Origin of the sequence: Erythrobacter sp. NE805 (assembly GCF_046452355.1) — a bacterium.
Taxonomy (GTDB): Bacteria; Pseudomonadota; Alphaproteobacteria; order Sphingomonadales; family Sphingomonadaceae; genus Erythrobacter.
This window is the reverse complement of record NZ_JBKFDI010000004.1, coordinates 78,081-90,864: the sequence shown is the minus strand read 5'-3', so window position 1 is coordinate 90,864 and position 12,784 is coordinate 78,081. Positions and strand designations below refer to the sequence as shown.

General features: G+C 70.1%; 11 protein-coding genes. 4 read left to right on the top strand and 7 right to left on the bottom strand.

Annotated features, from left to right (window positions below):
* The first annotated feature begins 12 nt into the window (after positions 1–12).
* Entirely contained in the window at positions 13–1,005 is a 993-nt protein-coding gene (locus ACLBKU_RS14520) for a LysR substrate-binding domain-containing protein (RefSeq protein ID WP_410180271.1), read from the top strand.
* 12 nt (positions 1,006–1,017) lie between these two features.
* On the opposite strand, the gene ACLBKU_RS14515 is transcribed toward ACLBKU_RS14520, so the two are convergent.
* The 7 genes from ACLBKU_RS14515 to ACLBKU_RS14485 all read right to left on the bottom strand — a co-directional run bounded on the left by ACLBKU_RS14515 (position 1,018) and on the right by ACLBKU_RS14485 (position 8,658).
* Positions 1,018–2,004 (bottom strand): hypothetical protein, encoded by a 987-nt coding sequence (locus tag ACLBKU_RS14515; protein ID WP_410180270.1) that lies wholly within the window; start codon positions 2,002–2,004, stop codon positions 1,018–1,020.
* On the bottom strand, positions 2,001–2,804 hold the full coding sequence (locus ACLBKU_RS14510; protein ID WP_410180269.1) for a hypothetical protein: 804 nt from the start codon (positions 2,802–2,804) through the stop codon (positions 2,001–2,003). Before ACLBKU_RS14510 ends, ACLBKU_RS14515 begins: the two co-directional genes overlap by 4 nt.
* A 1-nt stretch (position 2,805) precedes the next feature.
* A complete protein-coding gene (locus tag ACLBKU_RS14505; protein WP_410180268.1) occupies positions 2,806–3,228 on the bottom strand; it encodes a DUF6152 family protein in 423 nt (140 codons plus the stop codon).
* Positions 3,229–3,243: 15 nt separating this feature from the next.
* Complete coding sequence (locus ACLBKU_RS14500; protein ID WP_410180267.1) at positions 3,244–5,670, bottom strand: TonB-dependent receptor; 2,427 nt, start codon at positions 5,668–5,670, stop codon at positions 3,244–3,246.
* A 26-nt stretch (positions 5,671–5,696) separates the two neighbouring features.
* On the bottom strand, positions 5,697–7,037 hold the full coding sequence (locus tag ACLBKU_RS14495) for an SMP-30/gluconolactonase/LRE family protein (protein ID WP_410180266.1): 1,341 nt from the start codon (positions 7,035–7,037) through the stop codon (positions 5,697–5,699).
* A 176-nt stretch (positions 7,038–7,213) separates the two neighbouring features.
* Positions 7,214–8,032, bottom strand: a complete 819-nt coding sequence (locus tag ACLBKU_RS14490; protein ID WP_410180265.1) for a DUF6644 family protein — start codon at positions 8,030–8,032, stop codon at positions 7,214–7,216.
* The gene (locus ACLBKU_RS14485; RefSeq protein WP_410180264.1) at positions 8,029–8,658 is read right to left on the bottom strand and encodes a DUF6644 family protein; all 630 of its coding nucleotides are present in this window, start codon (positions 8,656–8,658) and stop codon (positions 8,029–8,031) included. Before ACLBKU_RS14485 ends, ACLBKU_RS14490 begins: the two co-directional genes overlap by 4 nt.
* A gap of 344 nt (positions 8,659–9,002) precedes the next feature.
* On the opposite strand from ACLBKU_RS14485, the gene ACLBKU_RS14480 reads away from it, so the two are divergent.
* Genes ACLBKU_RS14480 through ACLBKU_RS14470 form a run of 3 tightly spaced genes read left to right on the top strand, consistent with a single transcriptional unit; the run spans position 9,003 to position 12,771 of the window.
* Positions 9,003–10,793 carry a CocE/NonD family hydrolase gene (locus tag ACLBKU_RS14480; RefSeq protein WP_410180263.1) on the top strand — a complete coding sequence of 597 codons (1,791 nt, stop codon included), beginning with the start codon at positions 9,003–9,005 and terminating at the stop codon, positions 10,791–10,793.
* Positions 10,790–11,788, top strand: coding sequence for a DUF1611 domain-containing protein (locus ACLBKU_RS14475; RefSeq protein WP_410180262.1), 999 nt, complete (start codon positions 10,790–10,792; stop codon positions 11,786–11,788). The genes ACLBKU_RS14480 and ACLBKU_RS14475 overlap by 4 nt, the downstream gene beginning before the upstream one ends.
* On the top strand, positions 11,785–12,771 hold the full coding sequence (locus tag ACLBKU_RS14470; RefSeq protein ID WP_410180261.1) for a dipeptide epimerase: 987 nt from the start codon (positions 11,785–11,787) through the stop codon (positions 12,769–12,771). The genes ACLBKU_RS14475 and ACLBKU_RS14470 overlap by 4 nt, the downstream gene beginning before the upstream one ends.
* Positions 12,772–12,784: the final 13 nt, after the last annotated feature.

The following is a 12,784-nucleotide window of genomic DNA, read 5'->3' as shown; positions in this document are numbered from 1 at the left end:
GGGAGGGCGCGGATGAACTTCCAGCAGCTCCGCTACGTCCGCGCCGCGGTCAAGAACGACCTCAACCTCACCAAGGTCGCGGGCGAGCTCTTCACCTCGCAATCCGGCGTGAGCAAGCAGATCCGCGAGCTCGAGACCGAACTCAGGGTCGACATCTTCGTGCGCCGCGGCAAGCGGCTGGTCGGCCTCACGCCGGCAGGAGAGAGCGCGGCGCAGGTCATCGACCGCCTGCTCCAGGAGGCCGAGAACCTGAAGCGCCTCTCCGACCAGTTCGCACAGGGGGACAAGGGGCGCTTCATCATCGCCGCCACCCACAACCAAGCGAACTTCGTGCTCCCGCGCCTGCTCGTCGCCTTCGGCGAGCTGTTCCCCAAGGTCGAGGTCGAGCTGCTCCAGGGCAGCCCCAACTTCGTGGTCGACGCGCTGGTGCGGGGAGAGGCCGACATCGGCGTCGCGACCGAGGCGCTCGATGCCAACCCCCACCTCGAGACTCATCCCTGCTTCACCTGGCAGCACGTGGTGATCGCGCCCGAGGGCCATCCGCTGCTCGGCCTCAACGACGTGACGCTCGCCGACATCGCCCGCTACCCGATCATCACCTACAATGCCGAGTTTTCGGGCGGTGCGCGGGTCGTCGAGATGTTCGAGGAAGCGGGGCTCGAGATCGACCTGCGGCTGCGGGCGATGGATGCCGACGTCATCAAGACCTACGTCCGGCTCGGCGCGGGCGTGGGGATCGTCGCGCAGATGGCGATGGTCGGCCGCCCCTGCGCCGACGAGCCGCGGATCGTGCCGGGCTCGGAGCGGCTGTTCGGCTCGAGCGTGACCAAGGTCGCGCTGCAGAAGGGGACCCTGCTGCGAAACTACGCCTACCGCTTCGCCGCGATGCTCGCGCCGCATCTCGATCCGGACGTGCTGAGCGGCAAGCGGCGCGCGCCGCAGTCGGCCCCGCCCCCGCAGATCGCGCCCTTCACGCAGCGCCACGACCTGCACCTGGAGCGGTGAGGCCCCTGCGCCTCACCGGTCGATGACCGGTCCGTCGGACGGCACGCCCACCGCGCCCCCGCCGAAGGGGCCGTTGTTCTCGGCGCAGATCCGCTCCCAGTGCTCGTATTCGAGCGGCTTGCCCGGGGCGTTGACCGGCTTCACGTCGAAGTGCCAGCCGTCGGGCGTGTCGGCGGTGGTATAGCGGCGGGCGGGGATGGTCGCCGTCCAAGGCCGCGCATAGACCGTGGGGTCGGTGAAGGTCGCGACATAGTTGAAGCGCGAGCCGTCGGGCGCGAAGACGAAGCGTTCGGCGACGGTCGCATTCTCGCTCATGAAGTCGCCGTAGCGGCCGAACAGCGCCTTGCCGTTGTTGTTGCGGGTGTCGACGGTAAGCGTGTTGCCCTCCCAGTGCCCGCGAGAATCCCCGTTCCACAGCTTGATCTCGGACGGCAGGTGCGGCGAGCCGTCGAGCCGGATGATCCGCGTTCCGGAATCGAACAGGAAGACGACGTAACCGGGATATTGGCGCACCTCGTAGCCGTGCCACATGAAGGACTTGGGCACCCCGCCCGGCGCGCAGCGCGCGAGCGGCTCGATGTAGCGCGGCTTGTCGGGGTTGGGAAAGTTCCTCGCGAAATCCTCCTGCAGCGCGCGGGCGGCGGGGAGATAGGGGATCTCACCGTCGGCGGGGTCGGAAACGCGGCTCGGCGCGCGCTGGTCGCGCGGGAGCTTGGCGGCGGCCGACGGCTCGCCCGGGGGGCCGGCCTGGGGATCGGTGAAGTTGCTGTGATTGGAGATCGTGTTCGACCAGAACCCGCTCACGTCGGGCTGCCCGTCAGCGAGGCGCGGCCCGGTCCATTCGCCCGAGGCGATCGTCGGCACCGTCTTCTCCCAGCGGTTGGCGTTGGCGGGCGGGGTCGGGGCCGCAGGTGCAGCGGCCTCCTGTGCCAGCGCGACCGGCGCGATCCCGGCCAGAAGCAGCGCCGCGGCTGCCGAAGCGATCCTCGCCTTCATCATTCGCCGTCCTTGTGGGGATAGAAGCTGTCGTATTCGAAGGTGTAGCAATAGTCCTCGATCAGCTGGAAACCAGGGTCGCGGCGGCGGTGCAGCTGCACCGAGACGGTCCAGGGGCGGGTGTAGATGCCGGGCTCGTCGAGCGTCGCGGAATAGGCGATCGTGTTCGCGTCGAGGAAGCTCCAGCGCTCCACCACGTGAAGGTCGGGCCCGTGGAAATTGCCCGCCCGGTCGAGCCAGGTCTCCTCGTTGAAGTCGACCACGTCGACGACCAGCGTGTCGCCCTCCCACCGGGCGCGGCTGTCGCCGAGCCAGAATTCCTGCTGCTTCTCCTCGGGATGGTCCGAGCCGTCCTTGCGGATGGTGCGCACCTGGTTGCCGAACTGGTGGACGAGCGTCAGGTCCTTGTCGCGCTGGAAGATCTGGAAGGGCGCGGGGTAATAGACCCCGCGCGGCACGCCGAGCACCCAGCACTTGAGGCGCGGATCCTCGGTCGCGCGGACCGCGAAGTTGCGGTTGCGCCGCTCGAGCGCCTCGGGGGTGTAGGGGATCCTGCCGGTGTCGACCACGCCCGGCCCCGGCGGCGCGTCGCGGCGGCCGGCGTGGGGCTCGAGATCATAGTCGGCCTCGCCGAGCACCTGCCAGATGCCCGAGAAGTCCGGCTTGCCGTCGGCTGCGCGCGGGATGTCGGCCGGAGCGCGCTGAGGCGCCCCGGCCGGGGCAACCTGCGCCGACACGCTCTGGTGCGCGGGAGAGAGGAGCGCACCCGAAAGGGCCAGCAGAAGGGTTGCCTTACCCCGCATGTTACTTCTCCACCGGCGGCGGCGGGGCGTCGGGGGCGCTGCCGATCTGGACCTTGCGCCCGCCCGGCAGGACGATCGTCGTCGCATAACCGAACGGCCCGCCGTTTTTGGCGCGGTAGCCGGCGAGGCGCAGCGGCACCCCGGCGTGGACGTTCTCGCGGGTGATGTTGAGCGCCCGCAGCGAGGCGGGCGTTCCGAACTCGAAGCCCCAGTTGGTAACCTTGCCGGCCTTGTCCTTGACGTCGAGATAGATCCAGCTGTGCGGGTTGACGAAGCGGACCTTGGTCACGACCCCGTCGATTACCAGCGGCTTTCTGGAATCGAACTCTGCGGCGAAGGCGTGGTGGGCCATCGTCGCGACCGGCACCGCTGCCAGCGCAAGCATGGCCGTGGCGGCTCCGGTCAGAAGCAGTTTGCGGTTCATCCCTTTGGCTCTCCCTCAGTAGGTCGCGCGCAGCAGCGCGCCGACGTAGCGGCGGGGGCCGACCCCGTCGTAGCCGACCGGCGCGGTGTTGCTGAAGTCGTTGACGCTGGTGGTGTAGATCGTGTCGAACAGGTTCTTGGCGACGATGCTGAGCTCGATCTCTGCCTCGCCCACCTCCTTGGCGATGCCGATCCCCGCGTCGGTGAGGTGGTAGCCGTCCTGCACGCCGTAGGGCGAGAGCAGCTGCTCGAGGTTCTGTGCGGAACGGTAGGTGTCGTTGGCGAAGACCCGCAGCGTGAAGCCGCTGTCGCCGATCGGCTGGTCCCAGGTGAAGCCGAGGATCACGTTCCACTTCGGCGCGCCGACGATCTGGCGGCCGGTGTTGTCGCACACCACGATCGACGAGGGCACATTGCGCGGGCAGGTCGCGGTCGACCAGTCGGTGTAGATCGCGTCGTTGTAGGCACCGCCGAAGGTCACCGACAGCGCGTCGCTGACCCTCAGCAGCCCGTCGACCTCGACCCCCCTCGCCCGGATCTTCGGGATGTTGCCGAGGCGCGAGCTGAACCCCGTGGGCGATTCCGGATCGGCGTAGCTGGTCACGTTCTGGTAGTCGCGGACGTTGGTCTGGTAGAGGTTGACGTTGAGCTGGAGCGCGCGGTCGAAGAAGGCGCCCTTCACGCCCAGCTCGAAGTCGGTGGTGCGCTCGGGCTCGACGTTGGCGCGGGTGCCGTCGTTGAGGAAGGCGACCGCGCCCGACTTGCCCCCGCCGCTCGCCGAGGCGTAGAGCAAGATGTCGTCGGTGAGGCTGTAACTGGGGTTGACGAGCCACGAGACCGAGCCGTCGCGGATCGGGTCGCCCTCGATATTGGTGTAGGCCGCGCCGAGCTGGGTCGCGCGGATCGCATCGGCGGCGGCGTTGCCGGTCGAGACGAGCGGGCTGCCGTCGACGAAGCGTGCGCCGCGGGTGGTGATGTTGTCCTTCTGCTCCCAGGTGTAGCGCAGGCCCCCGGTGAGCGTCAGCCGGTCGGTCAGTCGCCAGTTGGCCTGCGCGAACACCGCCTGGCTCTTCGACACCGGGTTCTGGAAGGTGGTCGAGAAGATGTTCTCGAGGCTGGCGCGCAGGAAGGGCAGGTTCGCCGGCGTGTTGAGCGCGTTGAACTGCGCGTTCGAGGCGTAGAAGGCGCCCGCATCGCGGCCGAACAGGGTGCGGCTGGTCGTCTCGGTGTCGATCTCGAACAGGAACAGCCCGGCCTGGAAGTCGATGCTGTCGGTGATGTCGCCGCTGACCCGGATCTCCTGCGACCACTGCTCGGTGTCGACCAGCGTCCCGCCGCGGGCGATGGCAAAGCGGGTCTGCTCGCTGTCGTTCTTCGCGTCGAAGTGGAGCGAGCGCCATGCCGAGATCGAGCGCACCTGGAGCGCGCCGGTATCCCAGTCGACGATCAGCGAGACACCGCCGTTGCGGGTGACGAGCGGCTCGGCCTGGTCGACGTCGATGCGCCGGGTCGAGCCGATCACCGGAGTGTAGCCGGCGAAATAGCTGCGCGCGAGGCGCGAGGTGTAGGTCGTGCCGCGCACCGAGCCGTCGTCGAGCCGGGTCGGATCGATGATCCACGGCTTGGTGTTCGACTTCTCGTTGGTCTCCGCACGGTCGGCGTTGATGCGGATCGTGATGTCGTCCGACGGCGTGAACAGCAGCTGCACCCGCCCGCCCCAGCGGTCGCGCTCGTGCCAGCGCCCGCCGATCGCCGGGTTGACGTTGACGATGTCGCCCGTCTGCTTGTCGAGGAAGAACGAGGCGCGGATCGCGAGCAGGTCGTCGACGATCCCGGTGGAATAGGACCCGCGCGCCTTGAAGGAGCTGCGCTCGATCCCGTTCTCGATCTCGAGCGTCCCCTCGGGCGTGAAGGTCGGCAGCTTGGTGGTGTACTTGATGACGCCGAGCGAGGTGTTCTTGCCGAGCAGCGTGCCCTGCGGACCGCGGATCACCTCGACCTGCTGGAGATCGGTGAAGTCCTGGTAGGTCATGCCGACATGGCCGAGGAACACGTCGTCGACGATCGTGCCGACCGCGGCCTCGGCATTGTCGTTGCCGCTGGTCTTGCCGAGCCCGCGCAGCGACACGCCGGTGCGGCGCGCGTTGGGGGTGGTGGCGGTGAGGCCGGGCGCGCGCTGGGTGAGGTCCGCGATGGTGAACACCCGCTGCTGCGAGAGCGTGTCCGCGCCGAGCACGGTGATCGGGATCGGGACCTTGTTCAGGTCCTCCTCCTTGTTGCGCGCGGTGACGACGATGATCCCGCGGTCTTCGCTCGCGGCGTCCTCTTCCTCGGGCGCATCGCCGGCCGCCGAGGGGCCCTGCTGCGCGTAGGCCGCCGAGGCTCCGGTGAGGAGCAGCGCCGCGGCAAGCGCGCGCAGGCTGGTGGATGTTGCCGACATCATGACCTTTCCTGTTTTCGAAGTTCCGGTCACTTGCCGGGGCGATCCACGCCCCTGGTCAGGGTCGCGATGCGATAGGCCGAGCCGCGTCCGACGGCGTAGAGATGCGCGTGCTCCGGCCCGCCGAAGGCGAGGTTCTGCGGCTGCTTGGGCAGGGGAATGACGCCGAGCGCCGTGCCCTCGGGCGAGAACACCTCGATGCCGAGCGTGCTCGTCACGAAGACCCGCCCGTCCTTGTCGACGACGATCCCGTCGGCGCCGCTGGTCGGTCCGGTCGGCCCCTGCCGGAACCCGGCGAGCTTCGCGAAATCGCGGCGGCCCGTCAGGCTGCCGTCGGCGTTGACCGTCCAGGCGAGCACGAACTCCCCGGCGGTGTTGGCGACATAGACGGTCTTCTCGTCGGGGCTCAACGCCACGCCGTTGGGGCGGCGGATGTCGTCGGCGATGAGCCGCACCTTGCCCTTGGGATCGAGCCAGTAGAAGCCGGTCTTGGGCGGCGTCGCGGGCGGCGGCGTCCCGGCTGCGACGGGCGCGCCGGGGTCGGAGAAGTAGATGTGCCCGCTGCGGGCCAGCGCGAAGTCGTTCGGGCGGTTGAAGGGCTTGCCCTCGAACTGTGCGGCGAGGACCTTGGGCTGAGGCTGCAGCACCGCGATGCCCGAGGGCGCGGTCTGCACCGCCAGAAGCTCGCCCTTCGCCGACAGCGCCAGCGCATTGGCGCCGCCGGTCTTCTCGAGATAGGTGGAGACCGAGCCGTCGAGGCCGAGCTTGACGATCCTGTCGGCGCGGTTCTCGGTGAACAGCACCGACCCGTCGGGGAGCGCGATCGGCCCCTCAGTGCCCTCGAAGCCCTCGCGCACCACCTCGACCCGGGTATTGGCCGCCACGACCCCCGGGATCGCCGGGGCGAGCACCGTCTGGCCGTAGAGGAAGCCGCCCTCCTGGGCGTAGTCCTGGACGCCGACGGCGCCGATGACGGTGAACCCCTTCGCGGCGAGCAGCTTTGCCGCCCGCTGCGCGCGGCCTGCGTGGTTGGACACGGTCACGATCTGGCGATCGCGCGGGATCGCGCTCAGGAAGCGGTCGAGCTCGGTGATCTGGATGTTGAGGAAGGCCGGAAAGCCCCCGATCTGGCTGATCTCGTCGGCACGGCGCACGTCGAGGAACAGGACCTTCTCGGGCGATGCCAGCAGCGCGTCGATCGCGGGCTTGTCGAGCTTGGGTGTCTCCCCGGCCGGGCTCGCCGCCGGAGCCACCGGGGCGGTCTGACCATGGGCCGGCGCGGTGGCGAGGCTCGCGCTCATCGCCGAGCCGAGGAGCGCGAGCGCGGCGGTGCGACCGATGCGGAATTGACGCTGGGCTGTATCTGACATCTTGGAACCTGTTGCTGATTGCGTGTCAGCAGGTTCTATGAAGTCATGATGTTGGGCAGAACAAAGCTTTCGTCATATGCTTATGCGAGGGCGAAAATCGGCAGCATAATGAACGAACTCGATCCGCTCTGTAAGAGCGCGGCCGAAGTATTCGTTTCACTCGGCGAAGTTATAGTTCAGCTGAAGCCGATCCACCGGCCTGCCGCCGCGACGGTGATCCACGCGAGCGACGAAGACAGGGCCGCGACCTGAAGCCGCCCGAACACCGCGCCTGCACGCGCACGCGCCTCGAAGCGGCCGAAGCCGACCGCGGCAGCAAGCGCGAGGAGGATGGCGGCAAGCCCGGGCGCCGGACCGGCCTCGCCCCCCGTCAGGAGCGAGGCGGCAAGGGCGCCGGCGAGCAGCACGCCGAGGACGGCGAGGTAGGCGACGCGGTAGCGGGTGAGGCCCGCGGCGAACAGCGCGAAGCCCGCGAGCGCCACCAGCAGCGCTCCCGAAGCGAGCGCCGCGGTGCTCGCGAAGAGGATCAGTGCCGCGAGCCACAGCCCTCCTGCCGCGAGGGCAAGCGCGAAAGGCGGGCGCGGGTCGCCGGCGTCCGCCTGCCGCACCTCGCGCGAGACCGCGAGACTGAGCGCGATCGCCGCGACGAGCGCGATCATCTTGACGACGAAGGCACCGCTGGTGATGAGGTTCGACAGGGTGGCGAGGCCCATGAACGTGCCCGTCGCGAGTGCGCCGATGGTCCCCGCCCACAGCCAGGGCCGCGTCGCCGCCTCGACGGTGCGTCCGGGCACGTCGGTGAGGACGGCGCCGAGCAGCCGCAGGTTGAGGATCAGCACCGCGCCGCCGAGCACGGCGATGGCGAGGAGGTGGGTCGTCTCGACGATGGCGAACAGCCACTGCGTGTGGTTGAGTTGCTGCACCCACGGCGCTTCCGCCAGCGCGCGAAGCGGCGCCTCGAGCCCGGGCAGGAGGGTCACCAGCCCGAGGCTCACAGCGCCAGCTCCGCATCGACCCGCTCGAGCGTTCGGTCGTAGACCTCGCACTGGGCGAGCGCCGCGACCACCGGGCCGGGGCTCATGCACTTGGTCCAGTCGTAGGCCATGTAGCGGCCCGCGAAGATGACCGCGATCCACAGCATCAGCGAGGCCGCGCCGGAGATGCGCGCGGCGCGCGGCGCGACGAGCGCGCGGTCCCAGTCCGCGCGGTTCGCCTGGACGCGCCAGTGGAACCAGAAGATGTTGATCGCCGCGGCCGCGAGCAACACGAGCTTCACGCGGAACGCGGCATTGTGCCAGTATTCCAGCGGGTTGGAGAAGAACAGCAGCCCGCCGGTCACGATCAGCAGCACGAAGCCGCCGATCGTCCAGGGCAGCACCTGATCGGTCACCCGCGACACCGGCACGCTGCGCATCGTCACCCCGAGCAGGCGCAGGTCGACGAACAGGATCGTCCCGACGAACAGCATCAGCGCGAGCACGTGGGTGCCCTCGATCAGCATCCACAGGCGGTCGGACGAGAGGAGCTGTGCGCTCCACGAGGTGTCGGGCTCGATCAGCCCGGAGGCCGCGACGGTCGCTCCGAAGCGGTATTGCAGGTCGGCGAGCCAGTTGGAGATCATGGTGCAGGTTCGGGTTCCGGTTGCGGGCGCCGCCGTTCTACCGGTCGGGCGGGCGCGCCAGAACCACCGCTTGTTCATATCCAATGCGCCTTTGCTTCTTAACGCGCCGCGCCCGCCGGGAATGAGGATGTTTCACGCGAAACATCGCCGCGAGAGGGAGGCTGGAGGGGGTCTGGACGGGTCTGAAAGGGGTGTGGAAGGGGTCTGGGCGACGCTGGGAGGGGGAACAGTTGAGATGCCCGCAGCGCCCGCCCGGACCCGGCCGATCTCCGCCCCGCCACGCGCGGGACTGGACGAAGCCCGGCGATCCTGTCATAAGTGACTTGACAGTCATATAGAGACCCATGGCACGCAACGAACACACCAGCGCCAGCAGTTCGACCGCGATCCTCGCGCAGGCATCGGCCGGGCGGGCCCCGGAGATCGAGCGCATGCCGCGACCGACGCTGCGCCGGCAGGTCGCGATGCGCGACGGCATCCGGCTCGCCACCTGGGTGTGGCTGCCTTTCGAGGGCGCGGGCCCCTTCCCCGCGATCCTGTTCCGCACGCCCTACAAGGAACACGCCCTCGGCTGGGCGCGGCTCGGCGCGCTCGCCTATCGCGACGCGGGCTATGCCGTGGTCTTTCAGCTGATCCGCGGGGTCGGGGAATCCGAGGGCCACTTCGCGATGATGAACCCGCTCGACCGCAGCGACGGCTACGACACGATCCAGTGGATTGCCGCGCAGGAGTGGTGCTCGGGCGCGGTGGGCATGGACGGATCGAGCTACGCCGCGATGACCCAGCTGGCCGCGGCAGTCACCTCGCCCCCGGCGCTGCGCTGCATCGTCCCCGCAGTCCCCTCGACGCACTTCTTCAAGGACACGCCGCGCTTCGGCGGCATCTTCTCGCGCCAGCACGCGCTCGGCTGGACCCAGTTCACCGCCGTCGACAGCCTTGCCGAGCTCACGCCCGGCCTGTGGGGCAATGCCGCCTTCCTCGGCAACCCGGCGATCTGGCAGCGGCTGCTGTCGCGCCCCGCGATCGACGCGGCGGGCGGCGTGCTCAGCGAGGACCGGCTCGGCTACTACCGCGATGCCGTGAGCCACGACGTGCTCGGCGACTTCTACGCGGCGCGGATGCTCGGCCCGGCGGACTATGCGCGCATCACCGTGCCGACGATGGTCGTCACCGGCCTGTTCGACGGCTCGATGGGCAGCCAGCACCTGTGGGAGATGCTCGAGCGCCATGCGCCCGCCGATGTCGAGCGCCGCCTGCTGATCGGCCCGTGGGATCACGGCCAGGCCTATGTCGGCGGCGGCGCGGGCTACGGCGCGCACCATTGGGGCGAGGCGGGCGCCTTCGACCTTGCCGCAGCGCGGCTCGCCTTCTTCGACCGGCACCTCAAGGGCGAGGGCGAAGGCCCGCGGCTGCCGGGGCGGGCCACCACCTTCGTCACCGGCGCGAACCGCTGGCTCGCCGCCGGGACCTACCCGCACCCGGCGGCGCGCGAGGAGGCGTGGTATCTCCACAGCGACGGCCTGGCGAACCTGCGCGGCCACGGCACGCTCGACCGGACACCGCCCGAAAGCGACGAGCCGTCCGACAGCTTCGTCAGCACCCCCGATCTGCCCTTCGTGCCGGTCGGCGCCTTCCTCGATCCCGACCTGGTGCTCGACCTGCGCGAGCGCGAGCGGCAGGAGGACGTGCTCGTCTACACCTCCGCCCCGCTCGCCGAGGGGCTGACGCTCCACGGAAGGTTCGTGGCCGAGCTGCACGTCGCCGCCGATGCGCCCGATTGCGACGTGTTCTGCTGGCTCGCCGAGGTGCCGCCCGATGGCCGCACCACGCAGCTCTCGCGCGGGCAGCTGCGGCTGCGCTATCGCGAGGGCTTCGACCGCGAAGTGCCGCTCGTGCCGGGCGAGCCGGTGCGCGTGCGGATCGAGATGGATCACGTCGGGCACCGGCTCGCGCCCGGCCACCGGTTGCGGCTGCTGATCGGATCGAGCCTGTTCCCGCTGCTCGACCCCAACCCCAACACCGGCGAGCCGACCGCAACCGCTATCGCGGTGCGCGAGGCGCGCGAGACCGTGTTCCACGATGCGGCGCGGCCTTCGCGGCTGCTGCTGCCGGTGCTCCCGGAGGACCTTGCATGATCCCCAAGCCCTACCTCATGTTCATGGGCCGCGAGAGCGTGCTGCGCAGCGCCAAGACGGCGCTCGGGATCAGGGACTGGGCGCCGCAGGATTGCGTCGCGCAGTGGCGGCTCGGCGCCGAGGCGATCGATCTCGGCCTTGCCGAGATGCGCCCCCGCGCCGCGCGCGAGGCCGGCGCGCGCGCGATGGTGCTCGGGATCGCGCCGGTCGGCGGGGCGCTTCCCGAGGAATGGATCGCGCCGATCCTCGAGGCGATGGAGGCCGGGCTCGACATCGTCAGCGGCCTCCACGCAAGGCTGACCGACGTGCCCGCGATCGCCGAGGCGGCGCAGCGGCTCGGCCGGACCTTGCACGAGGTGCGCCACCCGCGCCGGCCCTTCCCCATCGCGACCGGGCACAGGCGCCCGGGCAAGCGACTGCTGACGGTCGGGACCGACTGCGCGCTGGGCAAGAAATACACCTCGCTCGCGATCGCGCGGGAGATGCGGTCGCGCGGGATCGACGCCGATTTCCGCGCGACCGGCCAGACCGGGATCATGATCGCGGGCGACGGCATCGCGATGGACGCGGTGGTGTCGGACTTCATCGCCGGGGCGGCCGAGACGCTCTCGCCCGCCGCGCACCCCGATCACTGGGACGTGATCGAGGGCCAGGGCGCGATCCTCCACCCCTCTTTCGCCGGGGTGACGCTGGGCCTGCTCCACGGCTCGCAGCCCGACGTGCTGATCCTGTGCCACGATCCTTCGCGCAGCGCGATCGCCTCGACACCGGGCTTTCCCTTCCGCAGCCTCGGCGAGACGCGCGATCTCTACCTGTCGCTGGCGCGGCTGACCAATCCGCAGGTGCGGTTCGCAGGGATCGCGCTCAACACCTCCTCGCTTGGCGAAGCCGACGCGCGGGCGCTGGCGGCGGCGCTCGAGGCGAGCGAGGGCCTGCCGGTCTTCGATCCGCTGCGCTTCGGCATCGCGGCGGCGGTCGACGCGGTGCTCGCATGACGCTGCGGCTCGCGCTGACCGAGCGCATCTGGCCGCTCAGGGAGCCCTTCGTCATCGCCCGCGGTTCGCGCGACGATCAGCCGGTGCTCGAGGTCCGCGTGACCGATGCCGAAGGCCGGTGCGGGCGCGGCGAGGCTTGCGGCGTGCCTTACGCGGGGGAGACTCCGCAGAGCATGAGCGCCGAGATCGAGGCGGTGCGCGGCCGCATCGAGCAGGGGATCGACCGGCACGCGCTGCTGGCGCTCCTCCCGCCGGGCGGCGCGCGCTTCGCGCTCGATGCGGCGCTGTGGGACCTGGAGGCGCGGCAGTCGGGCGTCTCGGCCTTCGCCCGCGCAGGGCTCGAACCGCGCCCCGTGACGGTCAGCCGGACGATCGGGATTCGCGCGCCGCAGGCCCACGAAGCGGCGGCGCGGCAGTTCGCCGCCTATCCGCTGCTCAAGATCAAGGTGAATGCCGAGGACCCGCTCGCCGCGATCCGCGCGAGCCGGTGCGGGGCCCCGGCGAGCCGGCTGATCGTCGACCCCAACCAGAGCTGGACGCCGGAGATGGTGCGCGACCTGGCACCGGAGCTGGCGGCGCTCGGCGTGGTGCTTCTCGAGCAACCCGTTCCGGTCGGCGCCGAGGCCGGGCTCGATGGCTACGACAGCCCGGTGCCGCTGTGTGCCGACGAGCTGATCGACGGCATCGAGGACCTGCCGCTCGCGCGGGGCCGCTTCGCCTATGTCAACATCAAGCTCGACAAGACCGGCGGGCTCACCGCCGCGCTGGCGCTCGCCGAGGCGGCGCGGGCGCAGGGCTTCGGGCTGATGGTCGGCTGCATGAACGGCTCGTCGCTGTGCATGGCCCCGGCGATGGTGCTCGCGCAGCTGTGCGAATTCGCCGACCTCGACGGTCCGCTGCTCCAGGCGGAGGACGTCGCGCATGGCTTCGCATACGATAATGGCCGGATCGCGCAGCCGCACCAGCCGCTGCTGTGGGGATGAGAGAGGGAGACAG

What these genes read in the sequence shown, in the direction of transcription:
- ACLBKU_RS14520 (WP_410180271.1), top strand. Translation starts at nt 13, where the DNA reads ATGAACTTCCAGCAGCTCCGCTACGTCCGCGCCGCGGTCAAGAACGAC.
- ACLBKU_RS14515 (WP_410180270.1), bottom strand. Translation starts at nt 2,004, where the DNA reads ATGATGAAGGCGAGGATCGCTTCGGCAGCCGCGGCGCTGCTTCTGGCC.
- ACLBKU_RS14510 (WP_410180269.1), bottom strand. Translation starts at nt 2,804, where the DNA reads ATGCGGGGTAAGGCAACCCTTCTGCTGGCCCTTTCGGGTGCGCTCCTC.
- ACLBKU_RS14505 (WP_410180268.1), bottom strand. Translation starts at nt 3,228, where the DNA reads ATGAACCGCAAACTGCTTCTGACCGGAGCCGCCACGGCCATGCTTGCG.
- ACLBKU_RS14500 (WP_410180267.1), bottom strand. Translation starts at nt 5,670, where the DNA reads ATGATGTCGGCAACATCCACCAGCCTGCGCGCGCTTGCCGCGGCGCTG.
- ACLBKU_RS14495 (WP_410180266.1), bottom strand. Translation starts at nt 7,037, where the DNA reads ATGTCAGATACAGCCCAGCGTCAATTCCGCATCGGTCGCACCGCCGCG.
- ACLBKU_RS14485 (WP_410180264.1), bottom strand. Translation starts at nt 8,658, where the DNA reads ATGATCTCCAACTGGCTCGCCGACCTGCAATACCGCTTCGGAGCGACC.
- ACLBKU_RS14480 (WP_410180263.1), top strand. Translation starts at nt 9,003, where the DNA reads ATGGCACGCAACGAACACACCAGCGCCAGCAGTTCGACCGCGATCCTC.
- ACLBKU_RS14475 (WP_410180262.1), top strand. Translation starts at nt 10,790, where the DNA reads ATGATCCCCAAGCCCTACCTCATGTTCATGGGCCGCGAGAGCGTGCTG.
- ACLBKU_RS14470 (WP_410180261.1), top strand. Translation starts at nt 11,785, where the DNA reads ATGACGCTGCGGCTCGCGCTGACCGAGCGCATCTGGCCGCTCAGGGAG.